This window comes from Brevibacillus migulae (genome assembly GCF_004521915.1).
Taxonomy (GTDB): Bacteria; Bacillota; Bacilli; order Brevibacillales; family Brevibacillaceae; genus Brevibacillus_F; species Brevibacillus_F migulae.
In genome coordinates, this window is record NZ_SDKD01000014.1 from 49,455 (window position 1) to 71,873 (window position 22,419).

At 52.8% G+C, this 22,419-nt stretch carries 19 protein-coding genes and 1 riboswitch; of the genes, 18 read left to right on the plus strand and 1 reads right to left on the minus strand.

Going from position 1 to position 22,419, the window contains the following annotated elements:
- Window positions 1–126 precede the first annotated feature (126 nt).
- The 10 genes from EIZ37_RS16375 to EIZ37_RS16420 all read left to right on the plus strand — a co-directional run bounded on the left by EIZ37_RS16375 (window position 127) and on the right by EIZ37_RS16420 (window position 11,352).
- Window positions 127–591 (plus strand): hypothetical protein, encoded by a 465-nt coding sequence (locus EIZ37_RS16375; RefSeq protein ID WP_134685840.1) that lies wholly within the window; start codon window positions 127–129, stop codon window positions 589–591.
- Entirely contained in the window at window positions 581–1,468 is an 888-nt protein-coding gene (locus EIZ37_RS16380; protein WP_134685841.1) for a tetratricopeptide repeat protein, read from the plus strand. The genes EIZ37_RS16375 and EIZ37_RS16380 overlap by 11 nt, the downstream gene beginning before the upstream one ends.
- Window positions 1,468–2,739, plus strand: a complete 1,272-nt coding sequence (locus EIZ37_RS16385) for an AAA family ATPase (protein ID WP_134685842.1) — start codon at window positions 1,468–1,470, stop codon at window positions 2,737–2,739. The genes EIZ37_RS16380 and EIZ37_RS16385 overlap by 1 nt, the downstream gene beginning before the upstream one ends.
- A gap of 55 nt (window positions 2,740–2,794) precedes the next feature.
- Window positions 2,795–4,405, plus strand: coding sequence for an ABC-F family ATP-binding cassette domain-containing protein (locus EIZ37_RS16390; protein ID WP_134685843.1), 1,611 nt, complete (start codon window positions 2,795–2,797; stop codon window positions 4,403–4,405).
- Window positions 4,406–5,147: 742 nt separating this feature from the next.
- A riboswitch (SAM riboswitch) is annotated at window positions 5,148–5,268 on the plus strand.
- A gap of 96 nt (window positions 5,269–5,364) precedes the next feature.
- Window positions 5,365–6,399: a BMP family protein gene (locus tag EIZ37_RS16395; RefSeq protein ID WP_134685844.1), complete on the plus strand. Its 1,035-nt coding sequence runs from the start codon at window positions 5,365–5,367 to the stop codon at window positions 6,397–6,399.
- A gap of 72 nt (window positions 6,400–6,471) precedes the next feature.
- Complete coding sequence (locus EIZ37_RS16400; protein ID WP_134685845.1) at window positions 6,472–8,001, plus strand: ABC transporter ATP-binding protein; 1,530 nt, start codon at window positions 6,472–6,474, stop codon at window positions 7,999–8,001.
- Complete coding sequence (locus EIZ37_RS16405; RefSeq protein WP_134685846.1) at window positions 7,976–9,037, plus strand: ABC transporter permease; 1,062 nt, start codon at window positions 7,976–7,978, stop codon at window positions 9,035–9,037. Before EIZ37_RS16400 ends, EIZ37_RS16405 begins: the two co-directional genes overlap by 26 nt.
- The gene (locus tag EIZ37_RS16410; RefSeq protein WP_134685847.1) at window positions 9,030–9,950 is read left to right on the plus strand and encodes an ABC transporter permease; all 921 of its coding nucleotides are present in this window, start codon (window positions 9,030–9,032) and stop codon (window positions 9,948–9,950) included. The genes EIZ37_RS16405 and EIZ37_RS16410 overlap by 8 nt, the downstream gene beginning before the upstream one ends.
- A 15-nt stretch (window positions 9,951–9,965) precedes the next feature.
- The gene (locus EIZ37_RS16415) at window positions 9,966–10,631 is read left to right on the plus strand and encodes a sulfite oxidase-like oxidoreductase (protein ID WP_134685848.1); all 666 of its coding nucleotides are present in this window, start codon (window positions 9,966–9,968) and stop codon (window positions 10,629–10,631) included.
- A 1-nt stretch (window position 10,632) separates the two neighbouring features.
- Window positions 10,633–11,352: a nucleoside phosphorylase gene (locus EIZ37_RS16420; RefSeq protein ID WP_134685849.1), complete on the plus strand. Its 720-nt coding sequence runs from the start codon at window positions 10,633–10,635 to the stop codon at window positions 11,350–11,352.
- 82 nt (window positions 11,353–11,434) lie between these two features.
- On the opposite strand, the gene EIZ37_RS16425 is transcribed toward EIZ37_RS16420, so the two are convergent.
- On the minus strand, window positions 11,435–12,394 hold the full coding sequence (locus EIZ37_RS16425) for an LCP family glycopolymer transferase (protein WP_167568943.1): 960 nt from the start codon (window positions 12,392–12,394) through the stop codon (window positions 11,435–11,437).
- Between the two features lie 211 nt (window positions 12,395–12,605).
- On the opposite strand from EIZ37_RS16425, the gene EIZ37_RS16430 reads away from it, so the two are divergent.
- Genes EIZ37_RS16430 through EIZ37_RS16465 form a run of 8 tightly spaced genes read left to right on the plus strand, consistent with a single transcriptional unit; the run spans window position 12,606 to window position 22,408 of the window.
- Entirely contained in the window at window positions 12,606–13,328 is a 723-nt protein-coding gene (locus EIZ37_RS16430) for a YveK family protein (protein WP_167568945.1), read from the plus strand.
- The gene (locus EIZ37_RS16435; protein WP_134685852.1) at window positions 13,318–14,010 is read left to right on the plus strand and encodes a CpsD/CapB family tyrosine-protein kinase; all 693 of its coding nucleotides are present in this window, start codon (window positions 13,318–13,320) and stop codon (window positions 14,008–14,010) included. The genes EIZ37_RS16430 and EIZ37_RS16435 overlap by 11 nt, the downstream gene beginning before the upstream one ends.
- Before the next feature lie 12 nt (window positions 14,011–14,022).
- Window positions 14,023–14,787: a tyrosine-protein phosphatase gene (locus EIZ37_RS16440; protein WP_134685853.1), complete on the plus strand. Its 765-nt coding sequence runs from the start codon at window positions 14,023–14,025 to the stop codon at window positions 14,785–14,787.
- A gap of 26 nt (window positions 14,788–14,813) precedes the next feature.
- Entirely contained in the window at window positions 14,814–17,138 is a 2,325-nt protein-coding gene (locus EIZ37_RS26235) for a nucleotide sugar dehydrogenase (RefSeq protein ID WP_205683846.1), read from the plus strand.
- The gene (locus tag EIZ37_RS16450) at window positions 17,135–18,469 is read left to right on the plus strand and encodes a lipopolysaccharide biosynthesis protein (protein WP_134685854.1); all 1,335 of its coding nucleotides are present in this window, start codon (window positions 17,135–17,137) and stop codon (window positions 18,467–18,469) included. The genes EIZ37_RS26235 and EIZ37_RS16450 overlap by 4 nt, the downstream gene beginning before the upstream one ends.
- A 1-nt stretch (window position 18,470) precedes the next feature.
- Window positions 18,471–19,838, plus strand: a complete 1,368-nt coding sequence (locus EIZ37_RS16455; protein WP_134685855.1) for a phenylacetate--CoA ligase family protein — start codon at window positions 18,471–18,473, stop codon at window positions 19,836–19,838.
- A 47-nt stretch (window positions 19,839–19,885) separates the two neighbouring features.
- Window positions 19,886–21,208 (plus strand): phenylacetate--CoA ligase family protein, encoded by a 1,323-nt coding sequence (locus EIZ37_RS16460; protein WP_167568947.1) that lies wholly within the window; start codon window positions 19,886–19,888, stop codon window positions 21,206–21,208.
- A 12-nt stretch (window positions 21,209–21,220) separates the two neighbouring features.
- Complete coding sequence (locus EIZ37_RS16465; RefSeq protein WP_134685857.1) at window positions 21,221–22,408, plus strand: O-antigen ligase family protein; 1,188 nt, start codon at window positions 21,221–21,223, stop codon at window positions 22,406–22,408.
- Window positions 22,409–22,419: the final 11 nt, after the last annotated feature.

The following is a 22,419-nucleotide window of genomic DNA, read 5'->3' on the forward strand; positions in this document are numbered from 1 at the left end:
ACCGCAGTGGAGGACAGTCTGTTCCACTGCGGTTTTTTTGACTCCTCCAAACTCCCTAATTATTTACAAAGTTTCCTGATTCCTTTACTCTTAACGGAGAAATGAAAGAAGCTGGAGGAAAAAACGGTGGTACAAGATCTTCTGCAAGCGTCTTTGAAACAGGAACAAAATTACAAAACGCAGTCCTACGAGATCAAAAATTTCTTCTATGTCGCTTTCTTCGGAGGTATTCTCCCTACACTGGTGCTGGGCACCCAAAATGCGAAGTGGCTGCGAGCCAACAAGACCGGGCTTTCCCTGCTGCTTGCATGCGGGATCCTGCTGATTCTCGCAAAAGCCGTTGTGACAGCCCTTGTTTCGGCGGATATCCTTGCATATGAACAAAGAAACGTTCGGTGGGCTGTAAGAATCGCCACAGTGCTCATAGGCTGGGGCTTTTATTTGTTGCTGAAACCGAAATACAAAGTTCATCAATTTCAGGGCGGTGGAGATGAACCAATCTTGAAAAAGGCGATTCTCTGGGCGATCGCCGGCTTTGGCCTTGATTTGGGACTTGCAGCGGTGATCGGGGGAATTGTCAATGTCGACTGAGCTTGACCAGATCTATGACAAAGCGATCATGGAGGTCAACCATTACCTGAATATGGGGCGTGCCGAACAAGCGCTGGAAAAGGGGATGAAGCTTCTCTCCCATTATCCGGAGAATGGGCTTTTGCTATATAAAATCGCACGTTGCCATTACCTGCTCGATCAATATGCACAAGCGATTCACTTCACCCGGGAAGCGCTGCGCGTGGGATTTTCAGAAGAGTATTGCCACTTTTTGCTGGGCGTTACCTACCTGGAGAGTGGGGAATATGTCGAGTCCGAAGAAGCATTTTTACATGCGCTACGTCACAACCCGGAAGATGCGGACTCCATGGCGGCCTACGGGTACTTGATGCTGATCACAGGGCACGAAGAAAAAGCGGACCGTTTATTGGAGGAAGCTTTGCGCCTCGATCCGGAAAACAGCAATGTCCTTCATTACCAGCTGATGTTTTCGGTGGCCAAAGAAAAACACGACGAACAGGATCATATCCTCGAGCAATATGTGCAAGTGGCCGATTCCGAAAAAAATAAGCTGATCCACATGGGTATGACAGAGCTGTCCCGAGAAAATTTCAAACTGGCTCGCGAATATTATCGTCAGGCTTTTCTGATGGATCCGACTGATACACGCATATTGGAGATTTTAAAAGATTTGGACGAGGCGACACACTTTCTCTTTTTCCCGCAGCGCTTGATCATGAAACTCGGCGGACCGATTCCCGTCTGGCTCGGATTTATCGTGCTCATGTTTGCTTTGGACTGGCTGAAATTGCGTGCAGTGGCCGGCATCATCGCCCCGATTTATCTGCTGCTGGTCATTCTGAGCTGGACGACGCCGCTGATCTATAAAATCTGGATGAAATGGAGCAAAGCGTAATGGATAAAGTGGACTTGATCAAAAAGATGCTGGAGGAAAATCCAACCAATGGTTATGCCTGGTATTTGCTGGGCTTGGAATATAAAGAACAAGGGCGGATGAGTGATGTCTTGGAGGCATTTTCCAAAGCGCTCGCTCACAGCGATGGCGAGTTGCAGGCCAAAATTTTTGCCGAGCTCGCGTCTTTTTCCGCCCCTCAGACGGCTGCTGCTCCTGATCGTTCGACTGTGCAGGATACAACAGAGGTGCATGCAGAAGCCGTGATCGAGGAAGCAGAGGAGCCCGCGACCGTTCCCGTCATGGCTGCTGTCCCTTCGCCCACTGCATCGATCAGGGAAGCGGCAGGGCTGCAAGTCATTCCCGGCGGTATGACCAAGGCGGATAAGGAAGTCTTGTCCACATCGAAAAAGACTGTAACGTTTGCGGATATCGGCGGTTTGGAAGGGTTAAAAGAGACCATTCGGATGAAAATCATCAATCCGTTTCTCAAACCGGGGCTGTTTTCCCGTTTCCGTAAAAAAGTAGGCGGCGGTATCCTGCTGTATGGACCGCCGGGTTGCGGGAAAACGTTTATCGCCCGCGCCACCGCAGGGGAGTGTCGCGCCCGTTTTACCCCTGTGCATATCACGGATATTCTCGATCCGTATCAAGGTGTCAGCGAACAAAATCTGAAAGATATCTTCGCGTCTGCACGGGCGATGAAGCCGGGCGTATTGTTTTTCGATGAGGTGGACGCGATCGGATTTAGCCGCAGCAAATCGTCTTCGCAGCATATGCGAACCGTGATCGACCAGCTGCTTGCCGAAATCGAGGGAATCGATTCCTCCACAGAGCAATTGCTGATCATCGGAGCCACCAACATGCCATGGGATGTGGACTCCGCATTCAAGCGGCCCGGCCGTTTCGATAAGCTGATTTTTGTAGCGCCGCCTGACGAGCAAGCGCGGGCAACCATTTTCCAATTAAAGTTGGCCGATCGCCCTGCCCTTAACATCGATTTTGCCAAGCTCGCGGAGCAAACGGAGCTGTATTCCGGCGCGGATATTGAAAATGTGGTAGAGATCGCGACAGAAATGGTTATCATGGAGATTATGAAGACAGGAAACGAACGCCCCATCTCCATGAATGATTTGCAGCAAGCGATTGCAGGTACAAAGCCTTCCACGTTAGAATGGCTGCGTACGGTTAAAAATTATGTGAAGTACGCCAACCAGGCAGGAATGTACGATGATGTAGAAGAGTATTTGTCCCGCGTCAAAAAACTGGTATAGTATTCAGGAACGGGTAAAAGTTCGTTAACCAAGGAAAAAGGAAGGTACCAGATACATGATTAGTACTTCAGGGGTATCCCTGCGTTACGGAAAACGCGCATTATTTGAAGATGTGAACATCAAGTTCACTCCCGGCAACTGCTACGGCCTGATCGGAGCAAACGGTGCGGGGAAGTCGACGTTTTTGAAAATTCTCTCCGGAGAAATCGAACCGACCAGCGGACACGTCCATATCACACCGGGACAACGCTTGGCTGTATTGAAGCAAAACCATTTTGAATTTGACGAATACGAAGTGCTGAAAACCGTCATCATGGGTCACAAACGACTCTATGAAATCATGGAAGAAAAAGACGCATTGTACAGCAAGCCTGACTTTTCGGAAGAGGATGGAATGAAAGCCTCCGAATTGGAAGGGGAGTTTGAAACGCTGAACGGCTGGCAGGCAGAGCCGGATGCAGAAGCGCTCCTGATGGGTCTCGGCATTCCAACCGAGCTGCATGACAAGAAAATGAAAGAGCTGGAAGGCAGCGAAAAGGTTCGCGTATTGCTGGCTCAGGCATTGTTTGGCAACCCTGACATCCTGCTGCTTGACGAGCCGACCAACCACTTGGATATCGAATCGATCCGCTGGCTGGAAAACTTCCTGGCAGACTATGAGAACACCGTCATCGTGGTCTCCCATGACCGTCACTTCTTGAACAAGGTATGTACGCACATCGCGGATATCGACTTCGGCAAGATCCAGATTTTCGTAGGTAACTACGATTTCTGGTACGAGTCCAGCCAATTGGCTTTGCAGATGATGCGCGACCAGAACAAGAAAAAGGAAGAAAAAATCAAGGAGCTGGAGAAGTTTATCGCTCGATTCAGCGCCAACGCCTCCAAGTCCAAGCAGGCAACCAGCCGGAAAAAGCTGTTGGATAAAATCACTCTGGACGACATCAAACCGTCCAGCCGCAAATATCCATTCGTCAACTTCAAGCCTGAGCGCGATCTGGGGAAAAATGTCCTGGCCGTCGATCGCATCAGCAAGACGATCAACGGCGAAAAGGTGCTGGATAACGTCAGCTTCACGGTGAACAATGGAGACAAGATTGCCTTCGTAGGAACCAACGAGCTTGCCTACACGACTCTGTTCCAGATCATCTCCGGTGAAATGGAGCCAGACAGCGGCACGTACGAATGGGGCGTAACAGCGAGCTACAACCATTTCCCGAAGGACAACAGCAAATATTTCGACGTAGATTTGAATCTGGTGGATTGGCTCCGTCAGTATTCCAAGGACCAAGACGAGACATTTGTTCGCGGCTTCCTGGGACGTATGTTGTTCTCCGGCGATGAAGCGCTGAAAAAAGCGAATGTGCTGTCCGGAGGGGAAAAAGTGCGCTGTATGCTGTCCCGCATGATGCTGAGCGGCGCCAATGTCCTGATTTTGGATGAACCGACGAACCACTTGGATCTCGAATCGATCACCTCATTGAATAACGGTTTGATTGATACCACAGCGTGCGTCCTGTTCACCTCGCATGACCATCAATTTGTGCAGACCATCGCGACACGCATCATTGAGATCCTGCCAAATGGTGTGATCGATAAAGAAATCACGTATGATGAATATTTGGAGAGTGCCGAATTGCAAGCACTTCGTCAAAAGCTTAGCTAATTAGAGCAATATGCACCGTCCTTCCTTGTGGGAGGGCGGTTTTTGCTCTTTCGGTATTTGGAAACCGTAGGTTAGGGGCTGCGGTGGAGAGAGCATGTTTCGAAACTCCGCTTCATTCTACGCCCTACTAGGAAGCTGGGGCTGTCCGCTCCGCAGCGAATCGCAGGGGTCCGCAAAAGGAGTAGCCGCTACGCCGCCCATGGCACGTTGCGGCCCTTTTTCCTGCGATTCACTGCTCCGCTCGGCTGGGCTTCGCAGGCGCTCCGTTTCGAAACATGCTCTCCAGCGTAGCAGAAGCTATTTGAAAAAATAAAAGCAATGAAGTGCCAATTAAATTACGATTTCAATGCCAATAGCAGAGAAGAAGTGCATTCGCCTTTTGTTCTTTAACCCTTCGACGTTTGAAAATCGCCACGTGAGGGAGGGGAAAATGGGACGGGCGGAGTCTTTGTCACACCTACCGAGGTGGAGCTTGCAAAAACGGTACACGCTTGTCGCGCAACCTCTACGTATGAATCAGCTTCCTCGAACCTTTTGCGCGACGTACCGTTTTTGCAAGCGGAACCGGACAGAAATAACTCACTTGCGGGTGTGGCAAGAACGAAGCCCCGCCCATTTTCCCCTTACCACACCACAATGTATACACAAACAAGAATTTATCTAAGCAATAAAAAAGATTTGCAATTTTACCTGTATTGGATAAAATAAAGAATATTGTTGGACAACTTGATAGCTACGATGATCCTTATCGAGAGCGGCGGAGGGACTGGCCCGATGAAGCCCGGCAACCACTGAAGATGGTATTACCACATCAGAAAGGTGCCAATTCCTGCAAGACCATGATAGGTTTTGACAGATGAGGTAGAGTGCATACGGATGCGAACTCTTCCTCAGGGAAGAGTTTTTTGTTTGCCCACAAAACAAAAATGAGAGAGAAGATGGAGAGGAGAATCATCATCATGAAAAAGTTTCTAGCAGTTGTAAGCACAGCAGCCATTCTGTTGACGGCATGCGGCGGGGGGAACGCACCGGCACCTGCTGACAATGCACAGGGGGGAGCCGCACAAGAAACCGCTCCGAAAAAACGAATTGCGCTGGTCCTGCCGGAAAAAATCGGCGTGAACCCGTTCTTCCAGCAGATGGACGAAGGCGCGAAAAAGGCGGCTCAGGAGTTTGGCGTCGAGCTAAAGACAATCGAATCAACCGACCACTCCGCCATCGAAGAAAATCTGCGCGTAGCAATAGCCGAACAATACGACCTGGTCATCACCTCTTCCTTTGAATCCGAGGACGCCCTGAAAAAAGTGGCAGCGGAAAATCCGGATGGCAAATTTGCCATCATCGATACGGTCATCGATTTGCCAAATGTGCGCAGCGTAACCTTCCGCGAGCATGAGGCTGCTTATCTCTTGGGAGCAGCGGCAGGATTGGCAACCAAGACCAACAAAGTAGGGATGGTTGCTGCGATGGACATCCCGATGATCAAAAAATGGACCGTGGGCTTCCAGGAAGGCTTGAAATCGACCAATCCAAACGCCGAGTACCAAGTGAACTATGTCGGAAGCTTTTCCGATCCGGCCAAAGCAAAAGAGCTGGCGCTTCTGCAAGCTTCCAAAGGAGCGGACTTCATCGCCGGAGCGGCTGCTGTAGGTGACCTTGGCGTATTTGAAGCCGCGAAGGAGAAAGGCTTCTATACAGCAGGGCAAGACGTGGACCGCACCACGATCGATCCGGAGCATATCGTGCTGTCCCAGCTGAAAGGCACGGATACGGCAGCGTATGAAACAGTAAAAGCTTTTGCAGAAGGCAAGTTTGAGCCAGGGGTGGTTTCTTACGGATTGAAAGAAAAAGGCGTTGGGGTAACCCACATCACTCATGAAAGCACCACTCCGCTCCATGCCTTTGTCGGCCAAGAGGTTGTGGATAAAGTAAAAGCGATTAATGAAGAGATTGTATCCGGAAAATTGCAGGTTCCAGATCCATTGAAACAGTAACCACTGTACCGACTACGGCTTGATCGTAGTCGGTTTCCTATTCAAGCAACGCGAAAAGGAGAGAGCAAGCGGATGAGTGTGCGTCTGGAAATGAAAAATATGACGAAGCGGTACGGCCAGTTTCTTGCCAACGAAGGCGTATCGATTGCCGTGGGAGCAGGCGAAGTCCACGCGATTGTTGGCGAAAACGGTGCTGGAAAGACCACCCTGATGCGCATGCTCTACGGGATGGAGGAGCCGACATCGGGAGAGATCCTGTTAGATGGCAAACCGGTTTCGTTTCGTGGACCCGATGATGCGATTCGCCATGGGGTTGGCATGGTCCATCAGCATTTTATGCTGTTTCCCGATTTCACCGTGGCTGAAAATATCGTGATCGGCTATGAGCCAAAACGGGGTGGCTTTTTTGACCGCGCAAAAGCAATGGCTGATGCTACGGCTCTTGCCGAGCGGTATCGTATCCCGGTTTCACCAACGGCTGTGCTCGGCGAATGCTCGATCGGAGAACAGCAGCGCGTGGAAATTTTGAAGGTCCTCTACCAAGGTGCGGAAATCATTATCCTGGACGAACCGACCGCCGTGCTTACTCCTATGGAAGTGAGTGAGCTGCTGGCAACCATTCGTACGCTGGCAGAGGCTGGCAAAAGCATCCTGCTGATCACCCACAAGCTGCAGGAGGTCATGGAAGTAGCTGATCGGATTACCGTGCTGCGAGGCGGAAAAGTGACGGGGGCGGTTGCCGCAAAGGATACATCCGCGGAAGAGCTTGCACGGCTGATGGTCGGGCGTGATCTGGAGCAGCTGAGCGAACGGACGGAGCAGCGTGGAGAGCCGCTTCTCGTCGTCCATCAAGTGACGATGCAGGAGAAAAAGAAAAAACCTGTCCTCGATCAGGTCTCGTTTGCAGTGCATCATGGCGAAATTGTCGGCATCGCAGGGGTCTCGGGCAACGGGCAATCCGAGCTGCTGCAGGCCATTTCAGGACTCGCTGCGGTGCAATCAGGAACGATCCGATTGAAGGATACCGATGTGACGAATCGTACCGTCGCATTGATCCGGGAGACAGGCTTGGCGCACATACCGGAGGATCGCTATTTTTGGGGAGCGGCCAAGGAGGAGACGGTGGCGGAAAACGCCTTGATGGGGTATCACCGCCTACCAGCTTTTTCACGCGGGATCATCATCCAGCGGAAATGGTTCCACCATCTGGTGGCGGCATGGATTGAGCGTTTTGCCATTAAGACGAGCTCTGCGCACGAAAAGGCAGGGAACTTATCTGGCGGTAATTTGCAAAAGCTGATCGTCGCTCGGGAAATGGGACGGGAAACACCGCTGCTGCTGGCTGCAGAGCCTACCCGCGGCGTCGATATCGGGGCGATGGAGACGATCCATCAAGCGTTGCTGGAAAAGCGAAACAAGGGCGACGGCATCCTGTTGGTCTCTTCCGAATTGAGTGAAATTTTAGCGTTGTCTGACCGGATCCTGGTCATGTTCGAAGGACGGATCGTCGGAGAACTCTCCCGTGCGGAGGCAACCGAGGAAAAAATCAGCATGTTAATGGCGGGAGGTCGTGGCGATGGAAGCACTCAAGCAACTGCGTAATTCCTTGCTGCAGCCGCTGATTGCCACGGCAATCGGTCTGGCGGCAGGCGCGGTATTTATCAGCATCGTGGGCGCATCGATCACAGAGACGTACCAGCAGATGTGGAACGGCGCATTTGGCAGCTTTTACTTTTTCATGTCGACGCTGGCTCGTTCCACCCCTATATTGCTGATCGCACTGGGTCTCGCGATGGCCTTTCGCGCTGGCGTATTTAATATGGGAGCAGAGGGGCAAATGGTGCTCGGGGCCTTATCCGCAGCCCTCGTCGCTTTGTACATGCCCGGGGCGGGAGTAATCAAGCTGCTGGCGGCACTGATCACCGGGATCGTAGTAGGCGGTCTTTGGTCGCTCTTGGCGGGCGTGCTGGAAGCGAAATTTAAAATCCAGCTGCTCATCTCCACACTGCTGTTTAACTATATCGCGGTACTATTTACGAGCTATCTGGTCAGCGATCCGTTCCAAGACAAATCAGGCTCAGCGGCTTTGGCGCAGACCGCGATGCTGGAGAAAAGCGTCTGGCTGCCTAAGCTCTTCCCAGGGATGACACTGCATGCCGGTTTCGTGATCGCGATTGTGGCAGCTGTCGGGCTGTTTCTGCTGTTTCGCTTTACGTCCTTTGGCTATGAAGTGAAGATGCTGGGCTCTAATCCTTTTTTCGCATTATACGGCGGTGTCTCGCAAAAGCGTGTCATGCTCATCAGCATGTTTGTCAGCGGCGGTTTTGCGGGATTGGCAGGAACGGTTGAGGTCTTGGGAGCTCAATATCGCTTTGTCGATGGAGCCCTCACGATGCCGGGCTATGCTTGGACGGGTCTGATGGCGGCCTTGTTGGCCAATTCCAATCCGATCGGCGTCATATTTGCATCGATTTTCCTGGCGGCCCTGCAGACCGGCGCGATGGGCGTCGAGCGCAATACGGAGGTGCCGCTGGAATTGGCCAGCGTCATCCAAGCCGTGCTGATCCTGTTTATTTCGGCAAGATTTACGTATGCATGGTGGAAGAAACGGAAACAAGGGAGGGAATCACATGCTTGACATATTCGATAGCTCCCTTGTCAGTTCAACGATCCGGATGGTGACGCCGATCCTCTTGGCGGCTTTGGGAGGGTCGCTGTGTGCCCGGGTCGGGATCTTTAATGTCGGTTTGGAAGGGTTCATCCTCGTAGGTGCATTTGCTGCGATCGTGGGAAATCATTTCACAGGCAGCCTATGGCTTGCCTTGCTGCTGGCGGCATTCGTGACGTTGCTGTTTTCCCTGCTTTTTGGTTATATGACGGTGCATTTGCGGGCCAATGAAATCGTGGTGGGGGTTGCGATCAACTTCCTTGGGCTGGGGCTTACGACGTTTCTGCTGCGCGCCATTTTCGGGGTCAAGGGAGCTTTTTACGATAAAGACATGCAGGGGCTGCCGCAGCTCCAGATACCGGTGCTGCACGATATTCCCTTGCTGGGGCCAATCCTGTCTGGGCATTCGCCGTTGGTCTATGTATCTTTTGCAGCTGCTATCCTGCTGTATCTGTTTTACTACCGCAGCGTCACGGGCTTTCGCGTACGGGCTGTAGGCATGAATGCGACCGCAGCGAAAAGCATCGGTCTGAATACAGTACGGCTGCAGTACCTGGCGATCAGTCTGTGCGGCATCTTGTGCGGCTTGGCAGGTGCACAGCTGTCTTTGGGGCAAGTGACGATGTTCACTGAAGGGATGGCGGCAGGAAGAGGCTTCATCGCTTTGGTAGCCATGATGCTGGGTCAGTCGCATCCGTTTGGCATCCTTGCTTCCAGCCTCCTGTTTGGGTTGATGGACGCCATTAGCATTCGTTTGCAAGGCTTCTCGCTGCCGACACAATTTACCGCCATGCTGCCGTATATCCTGACGATTGCCGCGATGTTCTTCCTAAAGGATCGCGGGATGGGCAGCAACCGGGCAAGTCAGCAGAGCGGGCGATAAGAGGGAGGAATCAGAATGAAGAGCAAGGCAGAACGGATTAAACAAATGAAAGTGCCAGCGATCGATCCGGCATTGGCAAAACGCTTGCCGCCGGGGCAAGTCCTGACAGAGCGCTTCCCGATTTTGCATGAGGGCGACGTTCCGGAATACGATATGAAGCAGTGGAGCCTGCGCGTTTTCGGCCAGGTGGATCAAGAGCGGACATGGACGTACGAAGAGATCATGGCGATGCCGCAGACGACGATTCATTGCGACATTCATTGCGTCACACGCTGGTCGCGGTTCGACAATTCATTCACCGGAGTGCGGTTTCGGGATTTCCTCGAGGCGATGGGGATCGAGCCGCGTGGAGAGTATGTGATGCTGCACGGAGATAACGACTATACGGCGAATGTACCGCTGCGGGATTTGCTGGGGGATGACGTGCTGTTGGCCCACAGCTTCGATGGCGAGCCGCTCACACCGAAGCACGGATGGCCATTGCGGGTAATCGTGCCGCATCTGTACTTTTGGAAAAGTGTAAAGTGGCTGCGCGGAATCGAATTTTTGCAGGAGAATCAGGCGGGCTTCTGGGAGCAAAACGGCTTTCATTTGAATGGGGATCCTTTCTTGGAAGAGCGTTTTTCCGGAGAGGCTTTGCCGATACCGGAAGATGAGTGGGAGAAAAAGGAGTTTGATTAGGATGCTGCCAAATTTAAAAATCGATCCACAGGAACTGCCGGAGCGTGTCATTGTCTGCGGTGACCCGAAGCGCGCCGCCACCATCGCGGGATTGCTGGACAACCCGCGGCAGCTTGCCGAAAACCGCGAGTATCACAGCTATGCAGGCTCTTTCCAAGGGGTGAACGTCGCCGTGGTAAGTCACGGAGTCGGTGCTCCGGGGGCCGCGGTGTGCTTTGAAGAGCTGGCGAAGGGCGGAGCGAAGTCGATCATCCGTGTAGGTACGGCGGGTTCTTATCAAAAGGAGGTACCTCCGGGAAGTCTGGTCGTCAGTACGGCTGCTGTCCGGACGGATGGTTTGACCAGCCAACTGGTGCCGCCAGGGTTTCCGGCCGTTGCCGATCGGGAAGTGGTCAGCGCATTGAGCGATGCGGCACGGGAGCATCACCAAGGCTTGCCTGTCACCGAGGGGATCACCCTGACCATCGATGTGTTTTACAATGGCGTGCTGGAGTTTCCCCACGCGCTCTATAAAAAAGCGGGTGTGTTGGCAGTAGAAATGGAAAATTCGGCGTTGTTTGTGATTGCTGCGCTGCGCGGGATGAAGGCAGGGGCCATTCTGGCGATTGATGGCTATGCGGACGCGGATCTATTGGACAGCTACAATCCGCATACCGATTCGACAGCGAAAGCGATCGAGGCAGAGGCCAAGATCGCGTTGGTTGCCATCACGCGAATCTGAGCGTTGTCCGTTGCTGGGACTCACAAATTTTTCTCGCAAAAAACGATTGTTTCTTTTGAGACAATCGTTTTTTTGTTTCCGATTATTCAACACCGTTGTGCGGCGGATGGGCTGCGTCTTTCTGGGGTGAGGGGATCCCAAGGCTTTCCTGCAGCCGCTGGGTGATTCGCTTTCTTTCTTCGGTATGGACCGCATAGTAATAAATATTGTCGATCATCACGCCTTCCCCTTTGATCTCCATGACGTCTACCTGCTGAATCGAGGAGCGGTAATCCAGCGCCAGCTGCTGCAGCTCCTCGAACGTTATATTTGTTTTTACACTGCTCTGTACATGTGAAAAAATAGCTTCTGCCTTCGTAAATACCTCCGGATGGCTTCCCTTGTCCATCAAGGAACGGATGACTTGCCGCTGCCGCTCATTGCGTCCCAGATCTCCTTTTGGATCGTCGTAGCGCATCCTCGAGTAGGCGAGGGCTTCTTCCCCTTTTAGATGGAGCTTCCCAACAGCGAAGGAGTGACCTTCATAAGAAAAGGCAAATTTGTTCTCCACATCGACACCGCCAAGCTCATCGATGATCTTCACAAATTCATTCATGTTGACCTTGACATAGTAGTCAATCGGAATCTGCAAAAAGGCTTCAACCGTATTCACAGCCATCTCGACGCCACCGAAAGCATAGGCGTGATTGATTTTGTCTTCCTTTTCCAAGCCGCTGATTTGCGTACGCGTATCACGCGGAATATGAAACATGAGCAGCTGATGCGTATTGGGATTGATCGTAAGCACCATGATCGTATCCGAGCGTCCGGCATCTCCCCTGCGCTGGTCGATGCCCAAGAACAGGATGGAGATCGGGTCCTTTTGCGCGATGGAAGGCTCCTGGAGACGCAGCTTGGGGGTGTTGGCAGGCTGTTTGCGTATCGGTTCGTACGTCTGTTCCATGACCTGCTTTACCGAATGATAGAGATAATAGGCATATCCGCCTAATCCCAGCAGCGCAAATGCGAGAACCAGCAGTGTTATTTTCAGCCATCGTTTCATGCGAATCTCTCCTGCGTGTGAGAATAAGAGAATGCCTATGCCTATAGGTATGAAGCCGCGGGCAAAACCATTCCACTTCATTCTAGTAATCCGGCTAGTGCTCACTGCTTTTGTCTAACACCACAGTCATATAAGACTAGGATGGGCCATATGCTGAATGTATCAGTTGCTTGAAAGAAGAAGCATTTTACGTAAGGGGTTACGGGCTGATATGGAGACCATTGATATTTCGGCGATTGGCAAAATATTGCGTAAACGGGCATGGCTCATCGTGCTGCTCGTCGCCTGTTCCGTTGCTGCGGCCGGCTGGATCAGCTTTTATGTGTTGCAACCAGAGTATGAGGCAAAAGCCACAATCGTCGTCCAGGGCCAAAGTCGTGGGGAGGATTCCCTGTATAACGACCTCCGCGCGAATCAGGAGCTGGTCAAAACGTATGGGGCCATTATCAAGAGCAAGAAAATTGCGGATGAGGTCATTCGCTCGCTGCAATTGGCGGTCACGGCGGAGGAATTGCTGAAAAAGGTACGCGTGCAAGAGACAGAGGAGTCGTTGGTCACGACGATCAGCGTCATTGATTACGACCCTGGTAGTGCTGCGGACATTGCTAATGGTTTTGCCAGATCGTTTCAGCAAAATGTGGGTTCAATCATGAAAGTGGATAACGTAGCCATTCTGGATGAAGCGCGTACAATAGCAGAGCCGGAACCGATCCGTCCCAAGCCTTTTTTGAATATGGCCATCGCTTTTTTGCTAGCGCTGTTAGTCAGTATCGCTCTTTCCTTTTTACTGGAATTTGCAGATAAAACGATCCGCAGAGAAGAGCAAATCGAGCATGTACTGGGAATTCCGGTATTGGGGGTCATCTCCAATATTGATCCCAAAAACGCCAATAAAAGCAGGCTGGAGGGGGGCGTAGTCCGACATGAGGGATAAAAAGCCGATCAGCAAGCTGGTTTGTTTCACCGATCCCAAAACACCTGCCGCAGAAGCCTTTCGTACGCTACGCACCAATATTCAGTTTGCCAGCTATGGACAATTCCAAAAGTCGCTGATGATCACCAGTGCCGAGCCGGGGGAAGGAAAAACGACCACGATCACCAATTTGGCGATCGTTCTGGCGCAAAGTGGACTAAATCTGCTGCTCCTCGACGGGGATATGCGAAAGCCGGCTTTGCATCGCGTTTTTCGTCTGAGCAATGAACAGGGCTTGTCTGATTTGCTTTTCCATCGGGCAGGAATCGAAGAGGTGACCCAGCGGATACCCGATATCGGCATTGACGTGATCACAGCAGGCCCCATCCCGCCGAGCCCGGCGGAGTTGATCAGTTCACCACGGATGAGGGCCATTTTGGAGCAGCTGAAGGAACGTTACGATATGGTCCTGATCGATACGCCTCCCATCCTGCCTGTCACGGACAGTCAACTGTTTGCCACCTTCGTCCATGGCGTCCTTTTGGTCGTGCGCAGCGGAAAGGTGAAAATGGACCATGTCAAAAAGGCGAAGGCGCTGCTGGAGCATGTTGGCGCTAATCTGATCGGGGCGGTCCTCAATGATAAAAAAGTGAGCAAAAACAGCTCCTACTATTATGAGTATGCGGAAAAAAACAGTCGATAGGATGAACGGCGTATGATCGATATCCATAGCCACATATTGCCTGGATTGGACGATGGGGCGAGATCAGTTGAGGAAGCTGTCGCCATGGCACGAAACGCCTGGCTCGACGGCATCACTGATATGATTGTAACCCCCCACACACATGACGGCATCTACCACAATTCTTTGGCGCAAATCAGAGAAGCGGTAGAGCAGCTGCAGCAGGTGCTCAGCAGTCGCGGGATACCGCTGACGCTGCATGTGGGAGCAGAGATCCATATCCATCTCGAGTTGGTGGAGAATCTCCAAACGGCTCTGCTGGCAACCCTCTGCGACCAGTACAAGTATGTGCTGCTGGAGCTGCCCTCGTACCAATTGCCGCGTTTTACGGATAAATTGATTGAGGAGTTGTTGAAGAAGGGAGTTACGCCGATTATTGCCCATCCGGAAAGGCTGGAGGTGCTCTGTAACCAACCGCAGCTGCTCGCACGTTGGATCGCTAAGGGAGCGGTGGCACAGGTAACGGCAGATAGTCTCACCGGAAAGATGGGCAAAAGCACCAAACGGGTGTCGGAAGCCATGGTGAAAAATCGGTTGGTTCACCTGCTGGCCAGTGATGCTCACCATGCGACACACCGGCGGGCCGAGCTTTCCGCTGCCTTTTCCGTCCTCACAGAACTCCTGTCCAAGGAAGAGGCGGCTCTTTTTCACGAAAATGCAAAAGCGGTGCTGCGGGGTCTGCCGTGCCGCGTGAAGGAGCCTGCGCAAGCTCCCGCAAGGAAATGGTGGTTTTGGTAAGCAAGCGTAAAATGGGAGGCCGAAGTATGCATGTATTGATCATTGGATCGGGCTATGTAGGACTTACGACGGGCTGCGTATTCGCATATTTGGGGCATCAAGTGACCCTGTTGGACATTGATCAGGAGAAAATCGGGAGCCTCCAAGACGGACGGGTACCTTTCCATGAAAAAGGCCTTCCTGAGGTTTTTTCCATAGCGAAAAGCAGTATGGTCTTCACCGCCGACTGGGAGGATGTTCCGGTTGATGTGGACGTCATGATCATCGCTGTCGGAACGCCTTCCTTGGAATCGGGTGAAGTGGATCTTTCCTATGTTCATGCTGCGGCCAGAGAGATCGGCAAACGAGTGGTAGGAAAGGCCGTGCCGCCGGTTGTGATCAAATCAACCGTACCCGTAGGAACGTCGGCAGCCGTACGTGACGTGATTCAGGAGGAGCTGGTACGGCGAAAGCAATTTGGCCGGGTGGAGGTCCTGTCCAATCCGGAGTTTTTGCGCGAAGGGGAAGCGCTGCAGGATGCCTTTTATCCCGACAGGATCATCGTCGGTGCTGATGACGAGCAGACTCTCGCCCTGATCCGCAGACTTTATCAACCGATTTTGGAGCAGCAGTTTACTCCGCCTGCTGCCGCTCCGAGACCGGATGGATATACGCAACCTGCATGGCTGGTGACCAACTCCGCCAGTGCGGAAATGATCAAATATGCGGGCAATGCGTTTTTAGCGATGAAAATTTCCTTTATCAATGAGTTTGCCAATTGGGCGGAGAAGGCTGGGGCCCAAATTGGGGATGTGGCTAAAGGCATCGGTCTGGACAGGCGTATCGGGACGCATTTTCTCCAGGCAGGAATCGGTTGGGGCGGGAGCTGCTTTGGCAAAGACACCAAGGCGATCGTCCAGCAGGGCAAACGGCTTGGCATCCGGATGCAGCTCGTCGAGTCGACGCTTACGGTCAATCAAAAACAGCGCGAGCATGTGATCGAGCTTTTGGAGGAGGCGGTTCCAAGACTGGATGGCCGCACGATTGGGCTGCTCGGGTTGTCCTTTAAGCCAAATACAGATGATTTGCGGGATGCTCCGGCGATTGATCTGATTCGCCAGCTAAACGAAAAGGGAGCGAGCGTGAAAGCATTCGATCCGGTAGCGATGGATGCCGCGAAAAAAGCTTTCCCGGATCTAAGCGTCACTTATTGTCCACGAGTGGAGGACGTGTTTACGGGGGCGAGCGCGGTCATTTTGGTAACAGAATGGAAAGAATTCCGCGATCTGCCTTATACCCAGCTTGGTGAGCGCATGGCGGAAAGAAGGATTGTGGACGCACGGAATTTTTTGAACGCCAATCACTTGCGCCAGGCAGGCTTTCAATACACGGGGATCGGTCAGGGACAGCGAGTTGTTAGGAAGCGTGTCCTGGTGACAGGAGGAGCAGGGTTTATCGGCAGTCATCTCGTCGATGAGCTGTTGGAGGACGGGTTCGATGTACATGTTGTGGATCAATTCGATTCCTTCTATGATCGCCAGGTGAAGGAGCAAAACATCGCCCAGCATCGATTGCACGACAAATATTTGCTCAGTGAAGTGGATATCTGCGACCGAGGGATGCTGGAAGAGATATTCAAATCCTGGCAGCCGGAGATGGTGCTGCATCTGGCTGCTCGCGCGGGCGTACGCCCTTCCGTCCAGCGGCCGCTCTCTTATGTGGAAGCAAATATTGTCGGTACGACCCATCTCCTCGATTTATCTGTCCAATATGGCATCAAGCGGTTTGTCTTCGGATCATCCAGCTCGGTTTATGGTCTCAATGAGAAGGTGCCATTTGCGGAAACGGATCCTCTCCTTCGCTGCGCCTCTCCTTATGCGGCTACGAAAATCGCCGGGGAAGCGCTTTGTCAGAGTTACGCGCATTGCTATGGACTCGATGTGATTGCCCTGCGCTTTTTCACCGTCTATGGACCCAGACAGCGACCGGACTTGGCCATCCATACGTTTGTCAAAAAAATGGAGCAAGGGGAACCGATCCAGCTTTACGGGGATGGTACAACCAGCCGCGACTATACGTTTGTCTCGGATATCGTGGCTGGGATCCGCAAGGCGATGGAGGTCGAGCTGACCGGCTATCATGTGTTTAATCTTGGCAATGATCAGCCGACCAAGCTGATCGATCTCGTCCGTACCCTAGAGCGTGTGCTTGGCAAAGAAGCCATCATCGAATGGCAACCCGTTCAAGTAGGGGATGTGCCCGCTACCTGGGCCGATCTCAGCAAAAGCAAGCGCATCTTGCGGTATCAGCCGCAAGTCCCGATTGAGCAGGGGCTGCGGGAATACGTGCGCTGGTTTCGCTCCCTGAAATGAAAACAAGCCGGCTCGCAGGTGTGATCCGGCTTGGCCAAAGCCGCTTCGTGAGACAAATCATGATCGTGATGACGGGGACGGGACTCGCTCAAGTGATCACGGTCCTGCTTGCTCCGATCATCAGCCGTTTGTATGAGCCATCCGCATTTGGCTACTTTTCTCTCTATTCCTCGATCGTCAGTGTGCTTGCGGTCATTGCCTCCTTGCGCTATGAGGTGGCGATTTGCCTGCCAAAACGTGATGAAGAAGCCGGTCATCTCCTGGTGCTCGCAATCCTGACCGCAGCTGGCATATCCAGTGCCGCCCTCTTGTTTTTGCTTTTCGGTGGGCAAAAGCTCGTCGCCGATTATGTCCCTAGGCATATCGTTCCCTGGCTCTGGTGGATTCCGTTGAGCCTGCTTGCGATGGGAGTGTTTCAAAGCCTGACCTATTGGAGCACGAGAAAGGAAGCGTATGTCCGCCTCTCCGCTGCGCAAATCAGCCGCTCCGTCGCAGTGAATACCGCGCAGCTGTCTGGCGGCATCCTCCAGCAAGGTCTAATCGGACTCCTTGGCGGTCAACTCCTCGGTCAACTCATGGCCTCCGGTGTCCTTGCCTATCAGACGTGGAAGGATCAAGGCTCATTATTTCGCCAGATGTGGTCTTGGGAGAAAATCAAACTGGCAGGTCACCGTTATCTCTGCTTTCCTCTCTACAGCGCTCCCCAATCCTTGCTGAATGCCATATCACAAAATGTACCGACTTTTCTGTTGATGAATGCCTATGGTTCAACTGTGGTTGGCTGGTATGCGCTCGCTCATCGCTTGCTGGAAATGCCGCTTAGCCTGCTCGGTCAGTCGTTGACCCAAGTCTATTACCAGCGCGCTTCGGCAGCTTCTCAACAAAAAGCGGATGTGTACGGGCTCCTGGTGAAGTCTACCATCAGTCTCGCCTTAACGGTCTTGATCCCTGTTCTACTGGTGATCATGTTTGGCCCCGAGTTGTTTATGCTTGCGCTCGGGGAGCAGTGGCAGGAGGCGGGACGCTATGGGCAATGGCTGGTCATCTGGCTGTTCATCGGATTTTTGGGCTCGCCCTCCTTTGCTACCGCGCAGGTGTACGGTCTCCAGCATTTTCTCCTCGGATACGAAATCGCCCTGTTTTTATCCCGTACATCGATTCTGTATTGGGGAGTGACCCATGCCGATGCACGGACCAGCATCGCGTTCTATTGTGTGGTAGGGGCTTTGTTCAACGGGTTGTTGATTGTCTGCGTCGTGGTCTACGGATGGCGGAAGCTTCGCTTGGAGGAAGCGGCGGCCAAAGAGCTGGGACAGCGGGAAGGGGGATAGCATGCTCAATTTGAAGGCGTACGCCTGGAAAAAACGGATTGCCTTGCAGGGGCACACATTAAGCTACATGCAGGAGCTGGGTCAAAAACAATGGTTGAATGATCATCAGCTGCGCCAGTTGCAAGCTGAGAAACTCATCAGGCTGCTTCAGCATGCCTATGAACATGTGCCTTACTATCGGAATGTCTTGCAGCAAGCGGGTATCGTCGGAACTGGGGGCAAGGTGTCGCTGGAGCGGTTTGAGCATATTCCCTTCTTGGAGCGTGAGCATTTTCATTCCTGCTTTGATCAGCTGACGTCCGATGACTTGATACGGCGTAAATGGTATGAGAACTGGTCGGGAGGTTCGACCGGTCAGCCGATTCGCTTGCTGCAGGATCAAGTGTATTTCAATTGGAATCAGGCGCTGAAGATGTTGTTTGATCAGTGGAGCGGCAGGGATCTGGTCGATCGGCAAATCATGCTTTGGGCGTCTGAGCGCGATCTGATGGTCGGTCATGAGACCTGGCGCACCTGCATGGGCCGCTGGATGCGCAACGAGCGCTGGTTGAACACGAGAAATATGTCCGCAGCTCGGATGGAAGACTATCTCGCGCAAATCAACCGGTTTCAGCCCGTGCAATTATTGGCTTTTGTGGAAAGCCTGTACGAGCTTGCCCGCTTTGCAGAGGAGCGCCGCCTGCCGGTTCACTCGCCAACCTCGATCATGACGACGGCCAGTATGCTTTATCCGCATATGCGCGACACCATCGAGAGGGTATTTCAGGCCCCGGTCTTTAATCGCTACGGCTCACGGGAAACCGGAGCAATTGCCTGTGAATGCGAGGTGCACCGTGGTCTGCACGTGTCTATGCTGACACATTACGTGGAAGTGATTCGGGAGGACGGTATCCCTGCTCAACCGGGGGAGCGCGGAGATATCGTCATCACGTGTTTGCACAATTACGCCATGCCGTTGATCCGCTACCGCATTGGCGATATTGGCAAGTGGGCGGATCAGCCTTGCTCCTGCGGCAGGTGGCTGCCGCTTTTGGGCGAGATTACAGGGCGGATGAATGACATGTTCGTGAAGACTGGCGGGGAGTTGGTCGATGGCCGCTTGTTCGTCATCCTGCTGGGGACACAACCTTTCATTAAAAAATTTCAAGTCGTACAGGAAGATATGAATCAGCTTTCCATCGCCATCGTCCTCCATCAAGATGTCCCGGATCCGCAGGCGAAGTATTGGGAGCACGTCGATCTGATTCGTACCAAGTGCCAATACCTGATGGGGGAGGATTGCCAGATTGCGATCATGTTCGTGAACGAGATCCCGGCTACGGCCTCCGGGAAATATCGCTATACGGTATCCAAGGTCAAAACGAGATGAAAGGGTACGCCATGAGTCATTTCAAACGATTTGTATGGGAGAGAAGGGTGTCCTGGCAGGGAAAGACCCTCGATTATCTGGATCAGCTGCGGGAATGGCAGTGGCTGCCTGCCGATCGGCTGTATGAGCTCCAGCAGCAGCGATTGCTCGCCGTACTGCAGCATGCTTATGATCATACCCGCTATTATCGCGAATTGTTCCAGCGGCATGCGATTGTCGACAGATTTGGGCAGGTTCGCTTGGAGCGGTTTACGGCGATCCCGTTTCTGGAGAAAGAAGCCGTTACCCAGCATTTTCAGGAATTGCTCTCTGATGATCTTGCTGCGCGCAATTGGTATGAGGGGACGACAGGTGGCTCGACGGGCGTGCCGGTTCGCTTTGTCCGGGACAGGGAATATTTTTGCTGGAATCAGGCCATCAAAGCGCTGGACGATGAATGGACGGGGCGTTCGCTGATTGACAAACAGGTGCGGCTGTGGGGGTCGGAGCGGGACATCATGGACGGCCACGAAAAAATCCGAACGCACATTGGCCGCTGGTTTCGCAATGAACGCTGGTACAGCTCGTTTCGCATGAAGCCGGACGATATGATTCGGTATGTAAAAGAAATGAACGAATTTCGTCCGGTTCAAATCCTGGCGTATGCGGAAAGCCTCTATGAGCTGGCCAGGTTTTGCGAGCGTGAAGGTCTGACCGTCTATTCGCCCCAAGCGATCATGACCTCGGCGGGGACCTTATACGACTACATGCGCCAGACCATCGAACGCGTCTTTCAAGCGCCAGTATTCAATCGCTATGGCTCCACGGAAGCCGGCGACATGGCCTGTGAATGCGAATGTCATCAAGGTCTCCATGTCTCCTCCGCCACACATCTGCTCGAGATCGTGGATCAGGAAGGGAGGCCGGCAAAGCCCGGGGAGACGGGGGAGATCGTGGTGACATTGCTGCAAAACTATGCGATGCCCTACATACGTTACCGAATCGGTGACATGGGAGCATGGGCCACCGAGCCATGCTCCTGCGGGCGGGGGCTGCCCTTGTTAAAGGAGGTTTCCGGACGCGTCACAGATATGTTTGTGGATACGGATGGGCGTTGGATAGATGGCCGTGTCTTTCTCTATATCCTTGATCCGAAGCCATTTATCCGGAAGTTCCAAGTGATTCAGGAACGGGTCGATTTGCTGCGGATCTTGATTGCTCCCGTAAAAAAGGGGGGCGATCCGCATGCGGTGTACGCCCAGGAAGTTGCGGGCATCAAGCAGGAGATCAAACGTGTGATGGCATGCGAGGTGCAAGTGGAATTTCTGGACGAGATACTTCCGACTTCCTCCGGCAAATACCGGTATACGATATCCCATGTGACACGTTGAGGGTGAAGGGTCATGAAACCAGCACATGAACCGGAGTGCGATCGTCCTTTGTCTGTATTGGTTTTCCTATACGTTTGCAGCGTGCTGCTTTTTCCGGAAATCCCCCTCCTTTCCCGCAGCAGCATTGTGCTGGCCGGCATCATCGGCTTTATGCTGCTGATCCGGTATCACCAGCGGGAGGAGCTGCTGCTATCGCGGTGGATGATGCTGCCATTTCTCTTTATCATCTATGCGCTAGCAACCATCCTTTGGGCAGCTGACCAGGGCACTGCCCTCATCTCGATGGTCAGTCTGCTTTCCAGTTCCGCGGGGGCTTTTGTGGTGTGGACTGCGCTGTTGGCTGGCGCTTCCTGGCAGGCGGTGGTGCGAGGTTGTTTGTGGAGCGGTGTCATCATTATCCTCAGCACCTTGCCGGAAATGGCAGAAGCGGAAAGCAATATGCGGCTTGCGGGAATTCTTGGCAATCCCAACGGCATGGCGATTCATCTGACAACCGCAGCTTTTATCATGATGGCGGCGGACAAAGGAAAGATTGGCCACGGTCTGGCAGCAACCGGATTTGTACTGTTTGCCACGATCTTCTCGGGCAGCATCAAGATGATTTTATTCTGGGCGGTCTTTCTGTTTTTTGCGGCGGTAAAGCTGCATGTATGGTCACGTACCTCCTATTTGAAAAAGGCGGGAATGGTGGCGATCTATTTGCTGCTTGTGACCATCCCGCTGTTTGTTGGCAGTTATCTGTATGGTCATCTGGAGGAGATAACGGTAACGAAACGTTTCCTCGATCTGTTGGCCGGCGAAAATACAAGCTCGGCAACCAGGCTGTCGATGATCGAGGAGGCGCTCGCACTCTGGGTGCAGCATCCGTTGATCGGCAATGGCATCGACCAGTTCCGTGTATTAGGGTCTTATGGCACGTATTCGCACAATAATTTTGCGGAGATGCTGGCTGACTTCGGCCTACTTGGGACGACATTGTTTTACTTGACGGATCTGGTCATCATCGCCTTCTGCATGCGGGGAATATTCGCGGACAGCCGCAATCTGTTGGTCCTGTTGATGACCGTCATTTCCTTCCTCTGGGATTTTGGCATGGTGAGCTATATGGAGAAAAGTTGCTGGCTGCTGACCGCGGCTTCCTTCTATCTGCTGTATGAAGCACAAGGAAAGCGTGGCTGGCTTCCTTCACGACCGGTGTGAGGGCGCATTAA

Coding starts and splice junctions, on each gene's coding strand:
- EIZ37_RS16450 (WP_134685854.1), top strand. CDS start 17,135: ATGAAAACAAGCCGGCTCGCAGGTGTGATCCGGCTTGGCCAAAGCCGC.
- EIZ37_RS16425 (WP_167568943.1), bottom strand. CDS start 12,394: ATGAAACGATGGCTGAAAATAACACTGCTGGTTCTCGCATTTGCGCTG.
- EIZ37_RS16410 (WP_134685847.1), top strand. CDS start 9,030: ATGCTTGACATATTCGATAGCTCCCTTGTCAGTTCAACGATCCGGATG.
- EIZ37_RS16400 (WP_134685845.1), top strand. CDS start 6,472: ATGAGTGTGCGTCTGGAAATGAAAAATATGACGAAGCGGTACGGCCAG.
- EIZ37_RS16385 (WP_134685842.1), top strand. CDS start 1,468: ATGGATAAAGTGGACTTGATCAAAAAGATGCTGGAGGAAAATCCAACC.
- EIZ37_RS16420 (WP_134685849.1), top strand. CDS start 10,633: ATGCTGCCAAATTTAAAAATCGATCCACAGGAACTGCCGGAGCGTGTC.
- EIZ37_RS16380 (WP_134685841.1), top strand. CDS start 581: ATGTCGACTGAGCTTGACCAGATCTATGACAAAGCGATCATGGAGGTC.
- EIZ37_RS16430 (WP_167568945.1), top strand. CDS start 12,606: ATGGAGACCATTGATATTTCGGCGATTGGCAAAATATTGCGTAAACGG.
- EIZ37_RS16465 (WP_134685857.1), top strand. CDS start 21,221: ATGAAACCAGCACATGAACCGGAGTGCGATCGTCCTTTGTCTGTATTG.
- EIZ37_RS16395 (WP_134685844.1), top strand. CDS start 5,365: ATGAAAAAGTTTCTAGCAGTTGTAAGCACAGCAGCCATTCTGTTGACG.
- EIZ37_RS16390 (WP_134685843.1), top strand. CDS start 2,795: ATGATTAGTACTTCAGGGGTATCCCTGCGTTACGGAAAACGCGCATTA.
- EIZ37_RS16435 (WP_134685852.1), top strand. CDS start 13,318: ATGAGGGATAAAAAGCCGATCAGCAAGCTGGTTTGTTTCACCGATCCC.
- EIZ37_RS26235 (WP_205683846.1), top strand. CDS start 14,814: ATGCATGTATTGATCATTGGATCGGGCTATGTAGGACTTACGACGGGC.
- EIZ37_RS16405 (WP_134685846.1), top strand. CDS start 7,976: ATGGAAGCACTCAAGCAACTGCGTAATTCCTTGCTGCAGCCGCTGATT.
- EIZ37_RS16440 (WP_134685853.1), top strand. CDS start 14,023: ATGATCGATATCCATAGCCACATATTGCCTGGATTGGACGATGGGGCG.
- EIZ37_RS16455 (WP_134685855.1), top strand. CDS start 18,471: ATGCTCAATTTGAAGGCGTACGCCTGGAAAAAACGGATTGCCTTGCAG.
- EIZ37_RS16415 (WP_134685848.1), top strand. CDS start 9,966: ATGAAGAGCAAGGCAGAACGGATTAAACAAATGAAAGTGCCAGCGATC.